The following is a 21,635-nucleotide window of genomic DNA, read 5'->3' as shown; positions in this document are numbered from 1 at the left end:
CCGGTGAGAACCGGCATTGCCACCCACGACGGTCGTCGTCAGGTTCATCGCGTTCCGCCGATCACCGTTGAGCGATGGGTGCCCGCGCTGCACAGCAGTCCCCACACCTCGGGCATCGGCGTCTTCGGACCGGCCACCACGACGCCCCAGCCCGCTCCGCGCAGCAGCTCCGCCGATTCCTTCGTCGCGGCGGCGAGGTGGTCCGGCGAGGCCGATCCCGCCCAGGTCGGCGTGTCCAGGAGAACGGCGAGGCTGCGGACCCCGCGCGCCCGGTACCGGGTCAGCTCGTGGACCGATTCCGCGCTCACCGTGCCCAGGATCGCGATCAGTTCCTGTCCTTCGGCCGGATCGTGGCCGAGCGTCACGTCTCGCTGGTGCGCCGGCTGGAGTGCGGCCAGCGCGTCGAGCACCAGGTTGTCGTAGCCTTCGCCGCCGTCGCCGGGAGAGTCCGCGAGCGAGACGCCGTGCTCGGTCACCAGCCGGACCCGGTGGCCGGTCCGTCGCAGGTGCAGCGACACCGAAGCGGCGAACGACACCGCCCACTCCAGGCTCGCCGTCGGACCGCTCCCGTGGTGCGCCGCCGCGCGGTGGTCCAGCAACACAGTTGTGCCGCCGCGCCAAGGGCGTTCCTCGATGCGGACCATGATCTCGTCGCGGCGCGCGGTCGAACGCCAGTGGACTTTTCGCATGTCGTCGCCAGTGCGGTAATGCCGCACGATCACGTCCGGCTCGCCCTGCCCGGAATGCAGCCGGACGCTTCCGTCGTCGCCCGCTCCCGCTCCGGCACCGCCGGGCAGACCCCACAACGGCACCACGCGCGGCACGACGACCAGCCGCGAATGGCCGATCAGCTCCCGCTCGAACTCGCACAGCCCGAACGGGTCGGTGATCGTCGCGCGCAGCGGGCCGACCTGCTGGATCCCGCGCATGGCCGGCCGCAGCGGATACCGCAGCAGCACTCGTCGGTCGTGCGGCAGCCGTTCGACCACGAACCGCGGCCGGGAGCCCAGCGCGTACGGCACGCCGTCCTCCAGCAGCACCTCGCCGCCGGGCAGCCGTCCGCTGCGCCACAGTTCCAGGTCGACCTCGCCGGTCGTGCCCGCCGCGACCCGGTCCGGGCGCAAGGCGCGCGCGGCGCCGAGGCGCAGCCGGGTGGCCGAGATGTAGGCGGCGACCAGCAGCGGCAGGGCGACCACGAACACCGCGACCCGCAGCAGGTCGCGTTCGTTGAGCACCAGCGAGCACACCGCGGCCGCGATCCCGGCGGCGAGGAGGCAACGGCCTCGGGTGGTGAGGCCGGACAGCGCGCGCAGCATGCGGATTCCCTGTTTCGGGTAGCGGGACGCGCCTCAGCGGGCCGAGCCCTGGGGGACGGGAACGCGGTGCAGCACCGCGCGGACCACGTCGGTCGCCGAACGGCGGGCGGCGTGCGCCTCGGTGGTGAGCACCAGCCGGTGCGCCAGCACGGGCACGGCGACCGTGTGCAGGTCGTCGGGCACCACGTAGTCGCGCCCGGACAGCGCGGCCTGCGCCCGCGCGGCCCGGACCAGGTGCAGCGTCGCGCGCGGCGAAGCGCCGAGCCGGATCTCCGGCACCTGCCGGGTCGCCGACACGACGTCGACGGCGTACCGGCGGACCTCCGGCGCGATGTGCACGCCGCGGACGGTCTCGATCAGCCGCAGCATCGTCTCGCCGTCGGACACCGGGGTCAGGTCCGCGAGCGGATTGTGCCCGGAATGCTCGTCGACCATGGCCAGTTCGGCCTGCTGGTCGGGGTAGCCGATGGACACCCGCGCGGTGAACCGGTCGCGCTGGGCCTCGGGCAGCGCGTAGGTGCCCTCCATCTCGATCGGGTTCTGCGTCGCGATCACCATGAACGGCGCGCCGAGCGTGTACGTGCTCGTGTCGACCGTGACCTGGTGCTCCTCCATGCACTCCAGCAGCGCGGACTGCGTCTTCGGCGAGGCCCGGTTGATCTCGTCGCCCACCACGATGTTCGCGAACACCGGGCCGGGCCGGAACTCGAACTCGCCGGTCTGCCGGTTGTAGATGGAGACGCCGGTGACGTCGCTGGGCAGCAGGTCGGGGGTGAACTGCACGCGGCTGACGGTGCAGTCGATCGAGCGCGCGAGCGCCTTCGCGAGCGAGGTCTTGCCGACGCCCGGCACGTCCTCGACGAGCAGGTGGCCCTCGGCCAGGAGGGTCACCAGCGCGATCCGGATGACGTCCGGCTTGCCGACGAGGACGCGCTCCACGTTCGCGGCGATCCGGCGGGCGGTGTCGTGCAGTTCGCCGAGCCCGGCCGCCGGGACTTGAGCCAGCCCGTCCGCGGACTCGACCGCCGGGTACGGCGGCTGCCCGGACCCGTTGCCGTGCGGTCCGGCGGGGGAAGCGGACTGGATTCTCGACGTCACTCGACCTCCTGGTGGCGCAATAGCTGGACGCGAACCGGCGGGGATGCGCGCCTTGTCCAGCGTTCTCCCCAGTGTGTCAAACCCGGGAGAACTGGGCGGCGGAACCCCGAGATCGTTTCATGGTGACGCCCAGCCACCCCGGCACTCCTTCTTACGGGTGATTATGAGGCATTTTCAGGTGATCCCGCTGACCGTATGCACTGTCGTATGCTCCGAAACGAAGTCGCCCGACCACGGTTCGACGTCGGAAGAGGTGCATCCGCGCATGAGCGAGGCCGAGGCGGAACGGAAAGCCGGGCTCCCGGGACTGGCCGGCGGCCGGTTCGCGGTCACGCCCGAACTGGCGTCCGCGACGTATTCGAAGCTGGGCGAACTGCAGGACGTCGTCGGCGAGATGGTCCGCGAGGCCGCGGTGCTCGGCCGGTCGGTGCCGCTCGGCGGCGGGTACGCCGGCGAGGTCGGCGCGTTCATGGCGAAGTACGGCCTCGGCCGCGACGGGTCGGCGGTCGACCAGCTCACCGCGTTCGGGAAAGAGATCGCCGGGCTGAAGAAACGCATCGGCGGCGCGCTGGAGAAATACCGCGACCAGGACAGCGAAGCCGCCGAGGGCGTGGACTGCGCCGGTGGCTGACCGTTTCGCGGCGCGCGCCGCGCTCCTTCTTCTCCCGCTCGCCGGGCTTGCGGTGCTGGTTTCGTGCGGCCGGATGCCCGGCATCTCGCACGCCGCTCCCGCGGACGGAGGCCCGCCTGCTCCCGCACCGCCGTCCTCGTCGGCTCCTTCGCTGGCCAAGCTCGACCCGTGCACGCTGCTCTCGCCGCAGGACCGGTCGTCGGCCGGGCTCACCGGACAGGGCAAGCCGAAGACGATCGGCGAGGCGCGCGCCTGCGACTGGACGGTGCCCTCGACCTTCGGCGTCACCGTCACCCTCGACGAAACCAACGGACTGGCCAACCTCGACCTCTCCGACGGCAAGCGCACCAGGAAAGACGTCGGCTCGCACCAGGCGTTCCAGGTGTCCGGCAGCCGCGGCACCTGCGCGGTGCTGCTCGACGTCGGCGGCGCGCAGAGCGTGCAGGTCGACGTGAACAACGCGAACTTCGCCGACTCCGCGCTCGCCTGCTCGCGGGCGGGCGACGTGGCCGGACTGCTCGAGCCGAAGCTGCCGTGAACCCCGTGCGAGGAGGAAAGTCGTGACCGACACCCCGGCTGAGGCCCCGGCCCCCGAGCCGACGGCCCGGTACGAAGCGTTCAGCCACGCGGCGCTCGCCGCGCAGGCGGTCGACGGCAACGACCCGGCCGCGGCAGGCGAATCGGGCACGCGGTGGGCCGGGCTGTCGCAACAGCTCGAGGATTCGATCGGCGGGCTGGTCGCGTTGTCCGCGGGCAGCGAGGAATCCTGGCAGGGCGACGCGGGCGACGCGATGCGGAAGGTGCTCGGCACCGCGTCCGGCTGGCTGGCCGAGACCTCCGTCGTGTCGGCGAAAGTCGGGGAAGCCGTGCAGGGACAGGCCGAGGTCGCCGCGCGGGCCCGGGCCGACATGCCCGCGCCGGTGGACTTCGACCCGGCGGCGATGATCCGTTCCGCCGCCGCGAGCGGGAACCTGGTGCGGCTGGCCGGGCTGTCGTCCGCCATGGACGAGCGGCGTGCCGAAGCCGAGGCCGCCCGGCAGAAGGCGATCGACGTCCTGCGCACTCGCGACACGGCGTTGCGCGGGCTCCTGCCCGAGGGCCAGTTCCCCGCGGTCCCGCCGCTCGGCGCGGGGCCGGCTTGATCAGCCTCTCGGCGTCCGCGTTCGACATCGTCTGGGCCGACCTCGGCCTCGACGCGCCGCCCGCGCCGCTGGCGGTGCGCAGCGTCGGGGAGACCGACGCCGACCGGTCCGCGATCCGCGCGGAGGTCTACCGGAACCTCGGCGAACGCGGCCTCTTCGACGGCCGCCTCGACGCCGCCCTGGAGAACAGCCTGCGGCTGCTGGCGTCCGCGGACCGGTATGTGGAGTGCGAGGCGCTCGCGGACATGACCGCCGACGAACCGTTCCGCGCGGTCGCGGCGATCCGGGGACGGAACGCGGTGCTGGCCGTGCAGCCGGCGCGGACGATCGGCGTGCGCGGCATCGGGGAAAGCGAACTGGCCTCGGCGATCGTCGACGTGCTACCCGAGCTTTCGGCCGGTCCCGGCTACGGCGTCCGGCTGCCCGCGGCGGGCGAGCCGCCCAGCGGCGCGCAGGGGGAGGAGCTGCGGGCGATCCAATCCCGGCCGGTGTACGCGGCGGGGCAGTTCACCGTCCACGTCCGCGACCGGGCGGGGAAACTGTCCCGGACCGGCGGGCTGACGTGGTTCGACACGGACGCCGGGGCTTACTCGGCGGTGTCCTCGCCGGGCCGCGGCGGGCAGGAGTGGGTGACGGTGTCGCCGGTCGACAGCCCGCGGCTCGTGGAGCGGGTCATGGAGCTGCTGCCCGGCTGACCCTCCGGCGGGTCTGAAGTGGACAGTCGCTCGTGCGTGTTGATGCCGGTTCTCACCGGCATTGCACTCGCGACACGACTGGCACGCTGGCGCGGGGTGGCAGGCGCCAGGCTCGAAGCCTGCGATGCCCAGGCAGACCTCGTGAGTGGCTTCCCGATCACTGCCCGCGCGGCACAGCGACCCCCACCCGCCTCCACCGTGTAATTCGGCCGAGCCATCCGGCTCCCCACCGCGCCCCCACCGGGCCCCACTGAGGTTCCCCACCCCGCTCCACCCGTGTCCCCACCAGCCCCCACCGTGTAATTCGGCCGAGCCACCCGGCTCCCCACAACGCCCCCACCTCGCCTCCCGGCCTGTCGCAGCGCCGTCGCACCGAGTTCCCCACGACGCCCCCACCGGGCCCCACCGAGGTTCCCCACCCCGCTCCACCCGCGTCCCCACCAGCCCCCACCGGTTCCCCCACCGACGCCCACCAGCGGTCCCCACGCTGCCGAAACTCGGACGTTTCACGCGTCCCGAGGTTGCGGAAGACCCCGGTGCGGGGGATCTTCGCCACGGTCCCCCCACCCGGCCCCCACCTGGACCCACCTCCGTGACCTGCGCAAACGCGCCACTCGACGGAGTGGCACGCGCGCAAGACTCGTTGACTGTGGTGAAAAGTGGGGTACGGTGGTGGCCAGTGGGGCGGAAGGGAGCCCCCGAGCCGGAACCGGGCGGGGAGCCAACCGGATCCGGTAGGGAGGTGGAGGCCGGTGTTCCTCGGCACCCACACCCCGAAGCTGGACGACAAAGGGCGGCTCACGCTGCCCGCGAAGTTCCGCGAAGCCTTGGCAGGCGGGCTGATGGTCACCAAGGGGCAGGACCACTGTCTCTTCGTCTTCCCCCGTGCCGAGTTCGAGCAGATGGCCAGGAAGGTCGCCGAAGCCCCGTTCACGAACGAGGCGGTGCGGGCCTACCAGCGCTACCTGTTCGCCGGGACGGACGAGCAACGTCCGGACGGGCAAGGGCGCGTAGCCATCGCGCCGGAGCTGCGCCGGTACGCGGGGCTGAACAAGGAGTGCGTGGTGATCGGCGCGATCACCCGGCTCGAAATCTGGGACGCCCAGGCGTGGCAGGGCTACCTGGACGAACACGAGGACAGCTACGCACAGGCTCGGGAGGAAGTTCTGCCGGGCGTCTTCTAGGAGACGCCTCAGGCGAACCTGCGTCGTCGGGGGACGCGGGTACGCCGTTCGACGCGGATGCCGTGAGGCCTCTGTCCGCTCTTTGACCCTGGCGCACCTTCCCCGGTGCCAGGTCAGCAAGCGGGCGGGCAGGGACCTGACGGCATCCGCCGCATCTTCCCCGGAAACACTCGCGGCAGAAAGGGGGAAGACATGACGGACGCGGCTGAGCACGTTCCGGTGCTGCTGGACCGCATCGTCGAGCTGTTCGCCCCCGCGCTGGCCGATCGCGACGCCGTTCTGGTCGACGCGACCGTGGGCCTCGGCGGCCATTCCGACGCGCTGCTCGCGGCCTTTCCCCGGCTCCGGCTGATCGGGCTGGACCGCGATCCCGCCGCGCTCGAGCGCTCCGCGGAGCGGCTCGCGCGGCACGGCGACCGCGTCGACCTCGTGCACACGGTCTACGACGGACTTCCCGAAGCGGTGTCCGGACTCGGACTGTCCCAAGTGGACGGCATCCTGTTCGACCTCGGCGTCTCGTCGATGCAGCTCGACCGCACCGAACGCGGGTTCGCCTATTCGCAGGACGCGCCGCTGGACATGCGGATGGACCCGACCACCGGGTTCACCGCCGCCGACGTGCTCAACACCTACGCGCCCGGCGAGCTGATCCGGATCCTGCGCGACTACGGCGAGGAACGCTTCGCGCAGCGGATCGTCCGCGCCGTGGTGGCGGAACGGGAGAAGGAACCCTTCACCCGCAGCGGAAGGCTGGTCGAACTGCTCTACTCCGCGGTGCCCGCGGCGAGCAGGCGCACCGGCGGGCATCCGGCGAAGCGCACCTTCCAGGCGCTGCGGATCGAGGTCAACGGCGAGCTGGAAGTGCTGCGCCGGGCGATGCCCGCGGCACTGGGCGCACTGGCGATGGACGGCCGGATCGTCGTCGAGTCCTACCAGTCCCTCGAGGACCGGCTGGTGAAGCAGGCGATCGCGGAACTGGCGAAATCCCGGACGCCGGAAGGGCTTCCGGTCGAACTTCCCGGGCACGGGCCGGAATTGAAGCTCCTCACGCGGGGAGCGGAGAAGGCCGGCGAGAGCGAGATCGAGCACAACCCGCGGGCCGCCTCGGTGCGGCTGCGCGCAGCACAACGGATCGGAGAGCCGCGATGACCGCACCTACGAAGTCCCGCCGCTCGTCGTCGACCGCTGCGGAGCGGGCACCGCGGAACACCGTCACCGAGACGGAAGCCCCGGGGCGGCGGCGCACGACGGCCGCCGAGCGCGCGTACGCCCGGCGGGCGCAGCGGGCCGACCTGCTGCGCCAGCGCGCGCCGAAAAGGCCTGCCGCCGAACCGGAAACCGTCGTAGCGAAGGCCGTGCCCGCGCGGTTCAAACTGCGCTGGCCGCGGTCGCGCGCGTCGTTCGTGCTCGTGATGATGGGGCTGCTGGCGGTCGGGGTCGCCGCGACGCTGTGGTTCACCACGCAGGCGATCGCCGATTCGTACCGGCTCGAAAAACTGCGCACGGACAGCGCTTCTCTCATGGAGACCAAGGACCGGCTGGAGCGCGAGGTCGCGAAGGCCCAGTCCCCGGCGTCTCTCGCGCCCGCGGCCAAGCAGCTGGGCATGGTGCCCGGCGGCGACCCGGCGCGCATCGTCGTCGGCAAGGACGGCAAGACGACCGTCGTCGGCGAACCGAAGAAGGCCCAGCCGGACGAGCAGGACGCGGCCGCGCCCCCGGCGCAGCCGGCCGCTCCGCCGGAGGGCGGTATTGAAGGCGACCTGTCGGGCACGCCCGCGGGGACCGCGGGAGGGCAGTGATGGCGGCAGGGGGCAACAGCCGTTCCCGGGCGGCGGGCAGCGCGCGGCGGACTTACGCCGCGGGCACCCGCCGCGCGGTGGCGAAACGGGGAAACGGCGGACAGCGCAGCCGGTTTTCCGCGGTGCGCATCATGCTGGTCGTGCTGATGGTGGTGGCGGGCGCGAAACTGGTGCAGGTGCAGTGGTTCGAGGCCCCCACGCTGTCCGCGGCGGCCGAACGCCAGCGCACCCTCACCATCGACATCCCCGCGCAGCGCGGGTCCATTGTGGACCGCAACGGCGCGAAGCTGGCGTTCAGCGTGGAAACCCGCACGCTGTCGGTGAACCTCCGGGCGCTGCACAAGTCGATGGACGAGTACGCCAAGAAGTACCCGGACAAGGGCCGCAACTTCGAGACCGAGGTCGCCGGCGCGGCGAAGCTGATCGCGCAGAAGGTCCCACACCTCACCACCGAGGCCGAACAGCTGGCGCTGCTGCACAAACAGCAGTCCTTCACCTACCTCGTCGACAACGTCGAGCCTTCGGTGGCCGACCAGATCGTCAAGAAGTACGCGTGGATCAGCGTGGAGAAACGCGCCAAGCGCGAGTATCCGGGCGACACGCTCGCGTCGAACATCGTCGGCCTGTCGAACTGGCGGATGGACGACCCCGACGTGTCGAAGCACAACCTGCACGGCGTGATCGGACTGGAGAAATCGCGCGACGCGGACCTGGCGGGCACGCCCGGCCGCGAGATCGTGAACACCCAGAACGGCAACGACAATCTGTACCTGCCGGGCACCGAGCACGTGCTCAACGCCGCGGTCCCGGGCTCCGACCTCGAGCTGACCATAGATTCCGACCTGCAGTTCGAGCTGCAGCGCCAGTTGAGCGACTACGTCTCGAAGTCGAACGCCAAGGGCGGCCAGGCGGTCATCATGGACGCGAAGACGTCGGAGGTGTACGCGCTGGCCGACGCCAGCACGTTCAACCCGAACGACCCGTCCACGATCAAGGACGACCTGCTCAACAACCGGCCGGTCACCACGCCGTATGAACCCGGTTCGGTGAACAAGGTGATCACCGCGACCGCGGCGATCGACGACAAGATCGCCACGCCCACCTCGACGCTGGAGGTGCCGGGCTCGATCAAGATCGCCGACCGCACCGTGCACGACGCGTGGGTGCACGGCACGCAGACGTTCACCACCACCGGCGTGTTCGCGAAATCGTCCAACGTCGGCACGCTGGAGCTGGCCCAGCAAGTGGGCCCGGACCGGTATCTCGCGCTGCTGAAGAAATTCGGCATCGGGCAGAAGACCGGCATCGGCCTTCCTGGCGAAAGCTCCGGGTACGTGCCGCCGCGCAAGGACTGGTCGGCGTCCACGTTCGGCAACCTGCCGATCGGGCAGGGCCTTTCGATGACCGTGGTGCAGATGGCCGGGATGTACCAGGCGATCGCGAACGACGGCCTGCGCGTCGAACCGCGGATCGTGAAGGCGAAGAAGAACCCGGACGGCACCGTGACGCCGGAAGCGCCGCCGAAGACCGAACGCGTGGTGAGCCCGGAAACCGCGAAAACGGTGCGGGACATGCTGCGGTCGGTGGTGCAGAACGCGAAGAGCCCGAACAGCGGCACCGCGCCCTCGGCTGGGCTGGAGGGCTACCAGGTCTCCGGCAAGACCGGCACCGGCCAGCAGATCGACCCGCGCACCAAGGCGTACAGCTCGAGCCTGGCGAACATCACCTTCGCCGGGATCCTGCCCGCCGACCACCCGCGCTTCGTCGTCGGGATCCGGCTCGACGCGCCGGACACCACGCTGCCCGCCGGGCATTCCGCGGGGCCGCTGTTCCACTCGATCGCGTCGTACCTGTCGCAGCGGTACCAGATTCCGCTGTCGGACGGGCCGTCGCCGGTGGTGCCGCTGGTCGTCGGCTAACCGGCCTCGCTCGCCTGAAGCAATCGCCAAAGCGGCGCTGGGCACACCCAGCGCCGCTTTGGCGTTTCAGAGCTCCGTCGAGAGCAGTGGCGGGGGAGCAATGTGACCGTGCGCCGCTTCGGGCGCGTTGTGGTGCGGGGAATTCGGCGGATCCGGCGTCAGGTGCGGGCGATGTCCCCGCGTCGCCTAGGGGGATCGTCCACACGGGCCGGTGCGCACTCGGGAAAGGGTTGCGCCGCAACGATCTTGGCCCTCCCGCCTAGCACACTCGCGGCGGGGCCGCGCGTTCGCCGTACCGCGTTGGGTCACCCGGATCCGGCCTCGGTAACCTCTCCGGCGTGTCCGTGTCCTCGTCCCAGCCCCGAAGCGGGCCCGCTGCCGCCTCGTTGCCGGACAGCCCGGCCAAGGCAGCCGCCGCGCCGCCCCGGCCGGCCCGGATCGACCCGGTCCCGCTGGCCACTCTGCTCGCCCGTGCGGGAGCCCGGCTCATCGCCGACCGTCCCGAGGCCGCCGACCTCACCGTCACCGGTGCCACGCTGCGTGCGCAGCACGTGCTCCCCGGCGACCTGTTCGCCGGCCTTCCCGGAGCCCGCGCGCACGGAGCCGACTTCAGCGAGCAGGCGCTCGCCGCCGGAGCCGCGGCCGTCCTGACCGATCCGAGCGGGGCCGACCGGCCCGCGCTGCGCGACGCCCCGGTGCCGGTCCTGGTGCACCCGGACCCGCGCGCCGCGCTCGGCGAGATCGCCGCGTGGATCTACGGCGAGCCGTCGCTGCACCTGTCGGTCCTCGGCGTCACCGGAACCTCCGGCAAGACCACCACCTCGTACCTCGTCGACGCGGGCCTGCGCGCCGCCGGGCGCACCACCGGCCTGATCGGCACGGTCGAGACCCGCATCGCCGGCGAGCGCCTGGCCAGCGGGTTCACCACGCCGGAGGCCCCGGACCTGCAGGCGCTGCTCGCGGTGATGCTGGAGCGCGGCGTCACGCACGTGCCGATGGAGGTCTCCAGCCACGCGCTGGCGCTCGGCCGGGTCAACGGCACCCGGTTCGCGGTGGGCGCGTTCACCAACCTGTCGCAGGACCACCTCGACTTCCACAAGGACATGGAGGAGTACTTCGCCGCCAAGTCCCTGCTGTTCGACGGCCGCTCGACCACCGAGGTGGTCGTGGTCGACAGCGCGTGGGGGCAGGCGCTGCTCACTCCGCAGACGGTGACCGTGTCGATCGAAGCCGGGGCCGACGCCCTGTGGCGGGCCGCCGACATCGAGGCGACCCCGGCGGGGGAGCAGACCTTCACGCTGCTCGGCCCGGACGGGCTCGGCCGCGCGGCGAAGATCCCGCTGCCGGGCACGTTCAACGTCGCCAACGCGGTGCTCGCCGCGGCGATCCTGGACAGCGCCGGCATCGAGGCCGACGACATCGTCGCCGGGCTCGCCGCTGTGGAGGTGCCCGGCCGGATGGAGCGCGTCTACCTCGGCCAGGACTTCACCGCGGTGGTCGACTACGCGCACAAACCGGCCGCGGTGGCACAGGGCCTCGACGCCCTGCGCGCCCGCACTGACGGCCGGATCATCACCGTGCTCGGCTGCGGCGGCGACCGCGACACCGCGAAGCGCCCGATGATGGGCGAGGCCGCGGTGCGCCGCAGCGATCTCCTGATCGTCACCGACGACAACCCGCGTTCGGAGGACCCGGCCGCGATCCGCGCCGCGATGATGGCCGGGGCCCGCGCGGTCGGGCCGGCGGCGGGCGGCGAGGTCGTGGAGATCGGCGACCGGCGCGAGGCGATCGCGTCCGCGGTGTCGCTCGCCAGGGCGGGGGACATCGTCCTGATCGCAGGCAAGGGCCATGAGACCGGCCAGGAGGCCCAGGGTGTGGTGCACCCGTTCTCCGACCGGGACGAGCTGGAGGCCGCCATCCGCAAGCGTCTCGAGGTGACCGCGTGATCGAGCTGAGCCTTGCCGAGATCGCCGACGTCGTCGGCGGCAGGCTGCACCGCACCGACGGATCCGCTGTCGTGACCGGCAGCGTCGAGTTCGACACCCGCGAGCTCGGTCCGGGCGGGCTGTTCATCGCCCTGCCCGGCGAACGCGTCGACGGGCACGATTTCGCCGCGAAGGCGGTCGAGTCCGGCGCGGTCGGCGTGCTGGCCGCGCGGGAGGTCGACGCTCCGGCGATCGTCGTGCCGCCGCTGCCGCCGGGACAGGGCAACGCCGGGTCGGTCGCGCTGACCGGCGACACCGACGGCTCCGGCGCCGCCGTGCTGGCCGCGCTGGCCAAGCTCGCGCGGCACGTCGTCGACCGGCTGGCGGCGGGCGGGCTGACCGTCATCGGCGTCACCGGCTCGTCCGGCAAGACTTCGACGAAGGATGTCATCGCGCAGCTGATCGAGCCGATGGGCCCGACCGTCGCGCCGCCCGGGTCGTTCAACAGCGAGCTGGGCCACCCGTGGACCGCGCTGCGCGCCGACGCGTCGACCAAGTTCCTCGTGCTGGAGATGTCCGCGCGCGGCGTCGGGCACATCGCCGAGGCGGCCGCGACCACGCCGCCGCGGATCGGCGCGGTGCTCAACGTCGGCAGCGCGCACGTCGGCGAGTTCGGCTCGCGCGAGGGCATCGCCAAGGCGAAGGGCGAGCTGGTCGAGGCGCTGCCGGAAGACGGTCTCGCAGTCCTGAACCTGGACGACCCGCTGGTCGCGGCCATGGCGAGCCGCACCAAGGCCCGCGTCGTCGGCGTGGGGGAGTCGGCCGGGGCGCAGGTCCGGGCCGCCGACATCACGGTCGACGACGAGGCCCGCGCGTCCTTCCGGCTGATCACGCCCGAGGGCGAAGCTCCGGTGACGCTGCCGCTGCACGGCGAGCACCACGTCGGCAACGCGCTCTCGGCCGCCGCCATCGCGCGCGAACTAGGCGCGAGCACCGAAGAGATCGCGCGGCGGCTGTCGTCGCTGCAGCGGCGCTCGGAGCGCCGGATGGACGTCACCACCCGCGCGGACGGCGTCACGATCCTCAACGACTCGTACAACGCCAACCCGGAATCGGTCCGGGCCGGACTGAAGGCGCTGGCCTCGATGAGCCGCTCCGGCCGCCGCGCGTGGGCGGTGCTCGGCGTGATGGGCGAGCTGGGCGAGGACTCGGTGACCGCGCACGATGCGATCGGGCGGCTCGTGGTCCGGCTGAACATCGAGAAGCTCGTCGTGGTCGGCCAGGACGCGGCCGCCATGCACCAGGGCGCGTTCCAGGAGGGTTCCTGGGGCGAGGAGTCGGTGCTGGTACCCGATGTCGAGGCCGCCGTCGCCGTACTGCATGATCAGCTCCGTCCCGGGGACGTGGTGCTGGTCAAGGCGTCCAAGGCCGCCGGTCTCTGGCGGGTGGCCGAAGCGCTGCTGGCCGATCCCGGGAACTCCCCCTCCACGTTGAACTCTGAACGCTCGAACGGTGGTCACGCGTGATCAACATCATGATCGCGGCCGCGGCGGGTCTGCTGGTCTCGATCCTGCTCACGCCCTACCTCATCCGGGTCTTCTCGCGGCAGGGCTTCGGCCAGGAGATCCGCGAGGAAGGCCCGCAGGGGCACAAGTCGAAGCGCGGCACGCCGACCATGGGCGGCGTCGCGATCATCATCGCGATGGTCGTCGGCTACTTCGTCGCGCACCTGATCACCTGGATCGGCAACTCGCGCTCGGCGGCCCCCTCGGCGTCCGGCCTGCTCGTGCTGATGCTCGCGGTCGGGCTCGGCGTGGTCGGGTTCCTCGACGACTTCATCAAGATCCGCAAACAGCGCAACCTCGGGCTGAACAAGACCGCGAAGCTGGTCGGCCAGCTCGTGGTGACGATCCTGTTCGCGGTGCTGTCGCTGCAGTTCAAGGACGCCCAAGGGCTCACCCCGGCGTCGCAGAGCCTGTCCTACGTCCGCGACCTGGCGCTCATCACGTTCCCGTCGGTCGTGTTCGTGATCTTCTGCTACATCGTCATCTCCGGCTGGTCGAACGCGGTGAACTTCACCGACGGTCTCGACGGCCTCGCCGGCGGCGCGGCGGCGATGGTGCTCGCGACCTACGTGGTCATCTCGTTCTGGCAGGCCCGGCTCTCGTGCTCGACCCAGCCGCTGCCCGCCTGCTACGACGTGCGGGACCCGCTGGACCTCGCGGTCGTCGCGGCGGCGGCCACCGGGGCCTGCATCGGGTTCCTGTGGTGGAACGCCGCCCCGGCGAAGATCTTCATGGGCGACACCGGTTCGCTCGCCCTCGGCGGCCTCGTCGCCGGGCTGTCCATGACCACCCGCACCGAACTGCTCGCCATCGTCATCGGCGGCCTCTTCATGGTCGAGATGATCTCGGTGGTCACGCAGATCGCGGTCTTCCGCACGACGCGGCGGCGGCTGTTCCGGATGGCGCCGTTCCACCACCACTTCGAGCTGGCCGGGTGGGCCGAAACCACGGTGATCATCCGGTTCTGGCTGCTCTCGGCGATCTGCTGCATGTTCGGGCTCGGGCTGTTCTACAGCGAGCAGCTCAACTTCGGAGGCTGACCTTTGGAGCTTGAGGGCAAACACGTTCTCGTCGCAGGCGCGGGCGTCACCGGGAAATCGGTCGTTCCCGTGCTGCGCGAACTGGGTGCGCGGGTCACGGTCACCGACGGCAATGCCGAGCGGCTCGCCGAGCTGAGCGACCTCGACGCCGAGCTGGTGCCCGGCCTGACCGAACCGCCCGCGGACACCGTGCTCGTGGTGACCAGCCCGGGCTGGCGGCCGACGTCCCCGCTGCTGGTCGCGGCGGCGGAGGCGGGCATCGAGGTGATCGGCGACGTCGAGCTGGCGTGGCGGATCGGGCAGTTGCGCGAGCATCCGCCCGCGTGGCTGGTGATCACCGGGACCAACGGCAAGACGACCACGGTCGGGATGCTGGAGTCGATCCTGCGCGCGGCCGGCGCGGACGCGGTGGCCTGCGGCAATGTCGGCTACCCCGTGCTGGACGCGGTCCGCGGCGGGCATCAGGTGCTGGCCGTCGAGCTGTCGAGCTTCCAGCTGCACTGGTCGTCCACGATCGCCCCGGACGCCTCGGTGGTGCTGAACCTCGCCGAGGATCACCTCGACTGGCACGGCTCGATGGAGGAGTACGCCGCGGCGAAGGGCCGCGCGCACCACCGTTCGCGCGCTGTCGTGCACAACGTCGACGACCCGTGGTCCACGCGGATCGCCGAGGAGCACGCACCGGAGGACGCCCGGCGGATCGGGTTCGTGCTCGACACCCCGCGCGCCGGCGAGCTGGGCCTGGTCGAAGACCTGCTGGTGGACCGGGCTTTCGGGGCCGATCCCGAGACGAGCGCCGAGGAACTGGCCGAGATCGCCGACGTCCGCCCGGCCGGACCGCACAACCTCGCGAACGCGCTCGCCGCGGCCGCGCTGGCCCGCGTGCACGGAGTGCAGCTCGCGGCGGTGCGGAAGGGGCTGCGCGCGTACGAGCCCGCGCCGCACCGCGCGGTGGAGGTCGCCGAGGTCGGCGGCGTCCGGTACATCAACGACTCGAAGGCCACCAATCCGCACGCCGCGCTCGGCTCGCTGCTCGCGCACGAAAGCGTGGTCTGGATCGCCGGCGGACAGCTCAAAGGCGCTTCGGTGGACGAGCTGGTCGCCGCGGTCGGCGGACAACTGCGCGCGGCTGTCCTGCTGGGTGTCGATTCCCCCGTGATCGAAGCCGCTCTCTCGCGACACGCGCCGGATGTCCCGTGCAACCGCCTCCTTCCGGGTGACGATGAGCCCATGACTGCGGCGGTGAATGCGGCCAGCGCCCTGGCTCGTCCTGGTGACGTGGTGCTCCTCGCGCCCGCCGCCGCCTCGCTGGACATGTTCCGCAGCTACGGAGAACGCGGCGACGCGTTCGAAGCCGCGGTGCGCGCTCTGGCCGACGGCGCGGCGGGGGCGGCGGATGACAGTCGTTGACGGAGACAAGCCCCGGCCGCGGCGCGTCCGCAAGGAAAGCCCGTTCGTCGCGCTCCGCACCGGGCTGACCGCCTGGCTTTCCCGGCCGCTGGCCTCGTTCCACCTGGTCCTCGCGCTCACCGGCATCCTCACCGTGATCGGCGCGGTGATGGTGCTGTCCGCGTCGTCGGTGGCCTCGTACAACCCGAAGACCGGCAGCGGCGTGTACGCGCTGTTCTTCCGGCACCTGATGTTCGTCGCGCTCGGCGGGATCGTGTTCTGGGTCGGCCTGCGGGTCCGGCTCGAGCGGATCCGCCGGATGTCCGCGACGATGACGGTGATCTGCCTCGGCCTGCTGATGCTGGTGCTGACGCCGCTCGGGTCGACCGTGAACGGCTCGCAGGGCTGGTTCAAACTCGGCGTGTTCACCTTCCAGCCGGTCGAGGCGGCGAAGGTGGCGCTGGCGTTCTGGGGCGCGCACATCCTGGTGATCAAGTACAGCAAGCTGCACCAGTGGCGGCACCTGCTGGTCCCGGTGGTGCCGGTGGCGCTGCTGATGTTCGCGCTGGTGATGATGCAGCCCGACCTCGGCGGCACGATCACCCTCGCGGTGGTGCTGCTCGGCCTGCTGTGGTTCGCCGGCGCGCCGAAACGGCTCTTCGGGGTGATCCTGGCCGGCGGCCTGAGCGGCGTGCTGGTGCTGGCGATCATCGCGCCCTACCGGCTCGCCAGGGTGATGTCGTTCCTGTCGCCGGACGCGGACACCTCGGCCGAGGGGTTCCAGGCGAACCAGGCCAAGCTGGCGCTCGCCGACGGCGGGCTGTTCGGCAAGGGGCTCGGGCAGGGCGCGTCGAACTGGGGCTACCTGCCGAACGTGCAGAACGACTTCATCTTCGCGCTGATCGGCGAGGAACTGGGCTTCGTGGGCTGCGCGGTCGTGCTGGCGCTGTTCGCCGGCGTCGCCGTGGTCGGCCTGCGCATCGCGACCCGCAACATCGACCCGTGGATCCGGATCGTCGCGGGCACGCTGACGGTGTTCCTCGTCGCGCAGGCGGCCATCAACATCGGCTACGTGGTCGGGCTGCTGCCGGTCACCGGCGTCACGCTGCCGCTGATCTCCTACGGCGGCACGTCGCTCGTGATCACCATGCTCATCATGGGCGTGCTGGCCAACGCCGCGCGGCACGAACCCGAGGCGGTGGCCGCACTGCGCTCGCACGGGCCGGGTAAATTCGGACGCCTGCTGCGGCTGCCCGCACCCGATCCGTACCGCCCGCCGTCCACCCGCAAGGGAACGCGCGCCGCGGGGAGCGGGACGAAGGCGGCCAGGCCGGCGCCGCGTGCGGCCCGGCCCGCACCGGCACAGGAACGCCGCCGGTCGGCGCGGCGGACTACAGCGAACCGCGGTGCCCGGGGCACCGCGAACCGGAGAGGTCATTGGTGAGCAAGCCCGTCAAGGGAACTGAGCGGTCGGCGGCAGGCCGGTCGCCGGTCGTCGTGGTCGCCGGCGGGGGCACCGCCGGGCACATCGAGCCCGCCCTCGCGCTGGCCGACGCCGTGAAGCGGCTGCGCCCGGACGCCGAAGTGGTCGCACTCGGCACGGAACGCGGCCTGGAGAACAAGCTCGTGCCCGCGCGCGGGTACCCGCTGGAGCTGATCCCGCCGGTCCCGATGCCGCGCAAGCCGACGCCGGAGCTGCTCCGGCTGCCGCTGAAGGTGCGCGACTCGGTCCGCCGCACCCGCGAGGTGCTGGACCGGGTGCACGCGGACGTCGTGGTCGGCTTCGGCGGCTACGTCGCGCTGCCGGCGTACCTCGCCGCGCGCGGCCGCACGCCGATCGTGGTGCACGAGGCGAACAAGTCGGCCGGGCTGGCCAACAAGGTCGGCGCCCGGTTCGCGTCCCGGGTCGCGGTCGCGGTGCCGGGCACGCCGCTGCCGAAGGCCGAGGTGGTCGGCATTCCGCTGCGCCGCTCGATCACGACGCTGGACCGGGCCGCGCTGCGGGCCGAGGCTCGCGAATTCTTCGAGCTGGACCCGGACGCGCCGACGCTGCTGGTGTTCGGCGGTTCGCAGGGCGCGGCGTCGATCAACTCCGCGATTTCCGGCGCGGCGAAGGACTTCGCCGAGGCCGGCGTCGGCGTGCTGCACGCGCACGGGCCGAAGAATTCCCTTGCGGTGCAAGAGTTTCCCGGCCGTCCGGCGTACGTGCCGGTGCCGTACCTGGAGCGGATGGACCTGGCCTACGCCGCGGCGGACGCCGTGGTGTGCCGGTCCGGCGCGATGACCGCGGCCGAGGTGTCCGCGGTCGGGCTGCCCGCGGTGTTCGTCCCGCTGCCGCACGGCAACGGCGAGCAGGCGGTCAACGCCCAGCCCGCGGTCGACGCCGGCGCGGCGCTGATGGTCGCCGACGCCGACCTCACCGCGGAAAAGGTCGCCGAGCTGGTGATCCCGCTGGTGACCGACGCCGACCGGGTCGCCGCGATGAGCGCGGCCGCGGTCGGGCTCGGCCACCGCGAGGCCGACGAGACCCTCGCCCGCATCGTTTTGGAGGCCGCCGGTGCCTGACACGCCCAAACTGCCCGCGCGGCTGCGCCGGGCGCACCTGATCGGGATCGGCGGGGCCGGGATGTCCGGCATCGCGCGGATCCTGCTCGCCCGCGGCGCGGCTGTGTCCGGGTCGGACGCCAAGGAATCGCGCGCGCTGCTTTCGCTGCGCGCCCAGGGCGCGGCCCTGTTCGTCGGCCAGCAGGCGGAAAACCTCGCCGAGCTGGCCGAACCGCCGTCGGCCGTCGTGGTGTCGACCGCGATCAAGGAGACCAACCCGGAGCTCGCCGCGGCCCGCGAGCGCGGCATTCCGGTGCTGCACCGCGCGCAGGCGCTGGCCGGGCTGATGGCCGGGCACCGCGTCGCGTGCATCGCGGGAACGCACGGCAAGACGTCGACCACGTCGATGCTCACCGTGGCGCTGCAGAACTGCCGGATGGACCCGTCGTTCGCGATCGGCGGCGACCTCAACGAGTCCGGGGCCAACGCGCACCACGGCGAGGGCGGCGTGTTCGTCGCGGAGGCCGACGAGAGCGACGGTTCCTTCCTCACTTATTCGCCGTCGGTGGCGGTGGTGACGAACGTCGAGCCCGATCACCTCGACCACCACGGCACCGCCGAGGCGTACGTGAAGGTGTTCAGCGACTTCGTCGGCCAGATCGAGCCGGGCGGTCTGCTGATCGTGTGCGCCGACGACGAGGGCGCGGCCCGGCTGGGCGACGAGGCCGTCGCGGCCGGAGTGCGGGTGCGCCGTTACGGCCGCGCCGCTTCCGGCGAGGGCGACGTCCGCGTGCTCGACTACACGCCCGCGCCGGACGGCGGCGTCGTGCGAGTCGCGCTGGACGGCGAAGAACACGACCTGCGGGTCGCGGTGCCGGGGGAGCACATGGCGCTCAACGCGGTCGCCGCGCTGCTCGCCGGGATCGAACTCGGCGCGCCGCTGGACGGCATGGCCGCCGGGCTCGCCGCGTTCGGCGGGGTCCGCCGCCGGTTCGAGTTCAAGGGCCGCGCGGGCGACGTGCGGGTGTACGACGACTACGCGCACCACCCGACCGAGGTGGCCGCGCAGCTGCGCGCGGTGCGCACGGCGGCGGGCAGCGGACGCGTCGTGGTGGTGTTCCAGCCGCATCTGTTCTCGCGCACGCAGACCTTCGCGGCCGAGTTCGCCGAGGCGTTGTCGCTGGCCGACGAGGTCGTGGTGCTCGACGTGTTCGGCGCGCGCGAGGAGCCGGTGCCAGGCGTGACCGGCGCGCTGATCGCCGACCGCGTCACCGTTCCGGTGCACTACCAGCCCGCCTTCGACGTGGCCGCCGGCCTGGTCGCGGACCTCGTGCGGCCGGGCGATCTCGCGATCACCATGGGCGCGGGCGACGTGACTCAGCTGGGCCCGGAGATCCTGGCCGAGCTGGACCGGAGGGCCGGACGAGCATGACCGGGACCCGGCAGCAGCGCCGTCGCTCGCCCGCGCCTCGCGCGGGCGAGGAGCAGCGTGCTGCCCTGGCCCGGGAACGACGGGGGCGGCGGACCGAGGAGGAACGCCAGCGCACCCGCGCCCGGACCGCGGCGCGTCCGGGCCGCTCGGGTCGCTCGGCGCGGGCGTCCGCGCGGAAGTCCCGGCCGACGCGCGGCCAGGAGATCCGCCGCCGCTGGGTGGCGCTGCTGTCCGTGGTCACCTTGCTGGCGCTGGGGTATCTGCTGTTCTTCAGCTCGCTGCTCTCGGTGAAGACGATCGAGGTGCAGGGCGCGAAAACCGTGTCGGCGGACCAGATCCGCGCGACCGCCGAGGTGCCGGCCGGGCAGCCGATGCTGCGGGCGGACGTCGACGGGATCCGCGACCGGGTGGCACAGATGCCGGGCATCGCGACGGTCGATGTTTCCCGGTCGTGGCCGACGACGCTCGAGATCGCGGTGACTGAGCGGACCGCGATCGCGTTCTTCGACAGCGGGCCGGGCGGCGACGGGGTGCATCTCGTCGACGGCGGCGGGGTCGTGTTCAAGACCGTGAAGACCCGGCCGGTCGGGTTGCCGGAGCTGAAGCTGCCGAAGGTGTCGGTGGATGATCCGGTCACCCGTGCAGTGACAGCGGTGCTCGGAGTGTTGCCGGAGCAGCTGCTGAAGCAGACGAAGACGGTCACCGCGCAGACTCCGGCGAGTGTGGAGTTCACGCTTTCTACCGGCAAGACCGTGCGGTGGGGGAACGCGGAGAACACCGATCGCAAGGCGAAGGTGCTGGCTGCGTTGCTGACGCAGCAGGGGAAGATCTACGACGTTTCCGCGCCGGAGTTGCCGACCATCACCTCTTAGGCCCGTTGTCCTGGCCGCTTCCCCGGATGCGGTGGCCCTGAGTTCTCGTATGGCGTACGCTTGCTTTGTTCGTACGCCATACGAGAAGGTGGGGGCATGACGGTTCTGGTTACGGGTGCTACGGGCAACGTCGGGCGGCTGGTGGTCGACGAGCTGGTGGCTCGCGGGGTGCCGGTGCGGGCGTTGACGGTGGATCCGGAGCGGGCGGCGTTGCCTGACGGGGTCGAGGTGGTGGTCGGGTCGTTGGCCAAGCCTTCGACGTTGCCCGCTGCGTTGGAGGGGGTTTCGGCGGTTTATCTGGCGCCTTATGCGCGGACTGTTTCCCGGTTTTGCGAGTTGGCTTCCGGGGCTGGGATTCGGCGGGTGGTCGCGTTGTCCGGGGCTAGTGTCGGGGATGAGCATCCGGCTTCCAGCGGGCATGGGTTTGCTGCTGTCGAGAAGGCCGTCGAGGCTGGCGGTTTTGATCGGACGTTTTTGCGGCCTGGGGCGTTTATGATCAATTCGCTGGGGTGGGCTGCTTCGATTCGGGAGCGGGGGGAGGTTCGGTCGGTTTATCCGTCGGCTACGCAGACTCCTATTGATTTGGGGGATATTGCGGCGGTGGCTGCTCACGTGCTGAGTACTGACGGGCACGTGGGGCGGACTTATGAGTTGAGCGGGCCGGAGGGGGTTTCTCTCGCGGAGATGGTTGCGGCTATCGGGGTTGCGTTGGGGAAGCCGGTGCCGTTTGTGGAGTTGACTCCTGAGGAGCAGGTCGCGGAGTGGGTTGCGGCTGGGTATCCGGAGGAGATTGCTTCTTGGTTGTTGGAGATGTTCGAGTTCACTGCTGAGAATCCGCAGGTGCCTACTGGGGTTGTCGAGGAGTTGCTGGGGCGGCCTGGGGTTTCTTATGCTGAGTGGGCTAAGGGGAATGTTGCTGCGTTTTCTTGATTTCTTGTGCGGCTCGTCGCCTGGCGGCGACATTGCGCACGTTGGGTTCGTGGGGCACCCCGAAGCTTGATTGTGACTGCGGCGCGGGGGGGGTTTTGTTGTGGGGGGTTGTTGGGTTAGTGAAAAACCCCCGCCCCGGGGTTTTGTGTGGTGT

General features: G+C 71.6%; 19 protein-coding genes. 17 read left to right on the top strand and 2 right to left on the bottom strand.

From position 1 onward, the window contains the following. Positions 1-44: 44 nt before the first annotated feature. Positions 45-1,316: a DUF58 domain-containing protein gene (locus tag ABZX37_RS43265; protein WP_354749866.1), complete on the bottom strand. Its 1,272-nt coding sequence runs from the start codon at positions 1,314-1,316 to the stop codon at positions 45-47. A gap of 33 nt (positions 1,317-1,349) precedes the next feature. Beyond that, a complete protein-coding gene (locus ABZX37_RS43260; RefSeq protein WP_354749864.1) occupies positions 1,350-2,414 on the bottom strand; it encodes a MoxR family ATPase in 1,065 nt (354 codons plus the stop codon). A 265-nt stretch (positions 2,415-2,679) separates the two neighbouring features. Between ABZX37_RS43260 and ABZX37_RS43255 the strand changes: the two genes are divergently transcribed. The 17 genes from ABZX37_RS43255 to ABZX37_RS43175 all read left to right on the top strand — a co-directional run bounded on the left by ABZX37_RS43255 (position 2,680) and on the right by ABZX37_RS43175 (position 21,481). Next, entirely contained in the window at positions 2,680-3,045 is a 366-nt protein-coding gene (locus ABZX37_RS43255) for a hypothetical protein (RefSeq protein ID WP_354749862.1), read from the top strand. After that, complete coding sequence (locus ABZX37_RS43250) at positions 3,038-3,583, top strand: DUF3558 family protein (protein WP_354749860.1); 546 nt, start codon at positions 3,038-3,040, stop codon at positions 3,581-3,583. Before ABZX37_RS43255 ends, ABZX37_RS43250 begins: the two co-directional genes overlap by 8 nt. A 22-nt stretch (positions 3,584-3,605) precedes the next feature. Then, entirely contained in the window at positions 3,606-4,187 is a 582-nt protein-coding gene (locus ABZX37_RS43245) for a PE-PGRS family protein (protein ID WP_354749858.1), read from the top strand. Beyond that, positions 4,184-4,882 (top strand): ESX secretion-associated protein EspG, encoded by a 699-nt coding sequence (locus tag ABZX37_RS43240; protein ID WP_354749856.1) that lies wholly within the window; start codon positions 4,184-4,186, stop codon positions 4,880-4,882. Before ABZX37_RS43245 ends, ABZX37_RS43240 begins: the two co-directional genes overlap by 4 nt. 752 nt (positions 4,883-5,634) lie before the next feature. Next, positions 5,635-6,066 carry a division/cell wall cluster transcriptional repressor MraZ gene (mraZ, locus tag ABZX37_RS43235; RefSeq protein WP_009080393.1) on the top strand — a complete coding sequence of 144 codons (432 nt, stop codon included), beginning with the start codon at positions 5,635-5,637 and terminating at the stop codon, positions 6,064-6,066. 192 nt (positions 6,067-6,258) lie between these two features. Further along, positions 6,259-7,215 carry a 16S rRNA (cytosine(1402)-N(4))-methyltransferase RsmH gene (rsmH, locus tag ABZX37_RS43230; protein WP_354749854.1) on the top strand — a complete coding sequence of 319 codons (957 nt, stop codon included), beginning with the start codon at positions 6,259-6,261 and terminating at the stop codon, positions 7,213-7,215. Continuing rightward, entirely contained in the window at positions 7,212-7,865 is a 654-nt protein-coding gene (locus tag ABZX37_RS43225) for a hypothetical protein (protein WP_354749852.1), read from the top strand. Before rsmH ends, ABZX37_RS43225 begins: the two co-directional genes overlap by 4 nt. Next, positions 7,865-9,784, top strand: a complete 1,920-nt coding sequence (locus ABZX37_RS43220) for a penicillin-binding protein 2 (RefSeq protein ID WP_354749850.1) — start codon at positions 7,865-7,867, stop codon at positions 9,782-9,784. Before ABZX37_RS43225 ends, ABZX37_RS43220 begins: the two co-directional genes overlap by 1 nt. 386 nt (positions 9,785-10,170) lie before the next feature. Beyond that, entirely contained in the window at positions 10,171-11,730 is a 1,560-nt protein-coding gene (locus tag ABZX37_RS43215) for a UDP-N-acetylmuramoyl-L-alanyl-D-glutamate--2,6-diaminopimelate ligase (RefSeq protein ID WP_354749889.1), read from the top strand. After that, entirely contained in the window at positions 11,727-13,235 is a 1,509-nt protein-coding gene (murF, locus tag ABZX37_RS43210; RefSeq protein WP_354749848.1) for a UDP-N-acetylmuramoyl-tripeptide--D-alanyl-D-alanine ligase, read from the top strand. Before ABZX37_RS43215 ends, murF begins: the two co-directional genes overlap by 4 nt. Then, positions 13,232-14,314, top strand: a complete 1,083-nt coding sequence (mraY, locus tag ABZX37_RS43205) for a phospho-N-acetylmuramoyl-pentapeptide-transferase (protein WP_037812444.1) — start codon at positions 13,232-13,234, stop codon at positions 14,312-14,314. Before murF ends, mraY begins: the two co-directional genes overlap by 4 nt. A 3-nt stretch (positions 14,315-14,317) precedes the next feature. Beyond that, the gene (murD, locus tag ABZX37_RS43200; protein WP_354749846.1) at positions 14,318-15,724 is read left to right on the top strand and encodes a UDP-N-acetylmuramoyl-L-alanine--D-glutamate ligase; all 1,407 of its coding nucleotides are present in this window, start codon (positions 14,318-14,320) and stop codon (positions 15,722-15,724) included. After that, the gene (gene ftsW, locus ABZX37_RS43195; protein ID WP_354749844.1) at positions 15,711-17,147 is read left to right on the top strand and encodes a putative lipid II flippase FtsW; all 1,437 of its coding nucleotides are present in this window, start codon (positions 15,711-15,713) and stop codon (positions 17,145-17,147) included. Before murD ends, ftsW begins: the two co-directional genes overlap by 14 nt. Further along, positions 17,144-18,268, top strand: a complete 1,125-nt coding sequence (gene murG, locus ABZX37_RS43190; protein WP_354749842.1) for an undecaprenyldiphospho-muramoylpentapeptide beta-N-acetylglucosaminyltransferase — start codon at positions 17,144-17,146, stop codon at positions 18,266-18,268. The genes ftsW and murG overlap by 4 nt, the downstream gene beginning before the upstream one ends. After that, positions 18,261-19,679: a UDP-N-acetylmuramate--L-alanine ligase gene (murC, locus tag ABZX37_RS43185; protein ID WP_354749840.1), complete on the top strand. Its 1,419-nt coding sequence runs from the start codon at positions 18,261-18,263 to the stop codon at positions 19,677-19,679. Before murG ends, murC begins: the two co-directional genes overlap by 8 nt. Continuing rightward, complete coding sequence (locus ABZX37_RS43180; protein ID WP_354749838.1) at positions 19,676-20,551, top strand: FtsQ-type POTRA domain-containing protein; 876 nt, start codon at positions 19,676-19,678, stop codon at positions 20,549-20,551. The genes murC and ABZX37_RS43180 overlap by 4 nt, the downstream gene beginning before the upstream one ends. 96 nt (positions 20,552-20,647) lie before the next feature. Then, the gene (locus ABZX37_RS43175) at positions 20,648-21,481 is read left to right on the top strand and encodes an NAD(P)H-binding protein (protein WP_354749836.1); all 834 of its coding nucleotides are present in this window, start codon (positions 20,648-20,650) and stop codon (positions 21,479-21,481) included. The last annotated feature ends 154 nt before the right edge of the window (positions 21,482-21,635 follow it).

The sequence above is a fragment of the Amycolatopsis sp. NPDC004079 genome (assembly GCF_040610415.1).
Classification (GTDB): domain Bacteria; phylum Actinomycetota; class Actinomycetes; order Mycobacteriales; family Pseudonocardiaceae; genus Amycolatopsis; species Amycolatopsis halotolerans.
The sequence above is the reverse complement of the archived record's forward strand: the minus strand, read 5'-3'. Positions and strand labels throughout refer to the sequence as shown.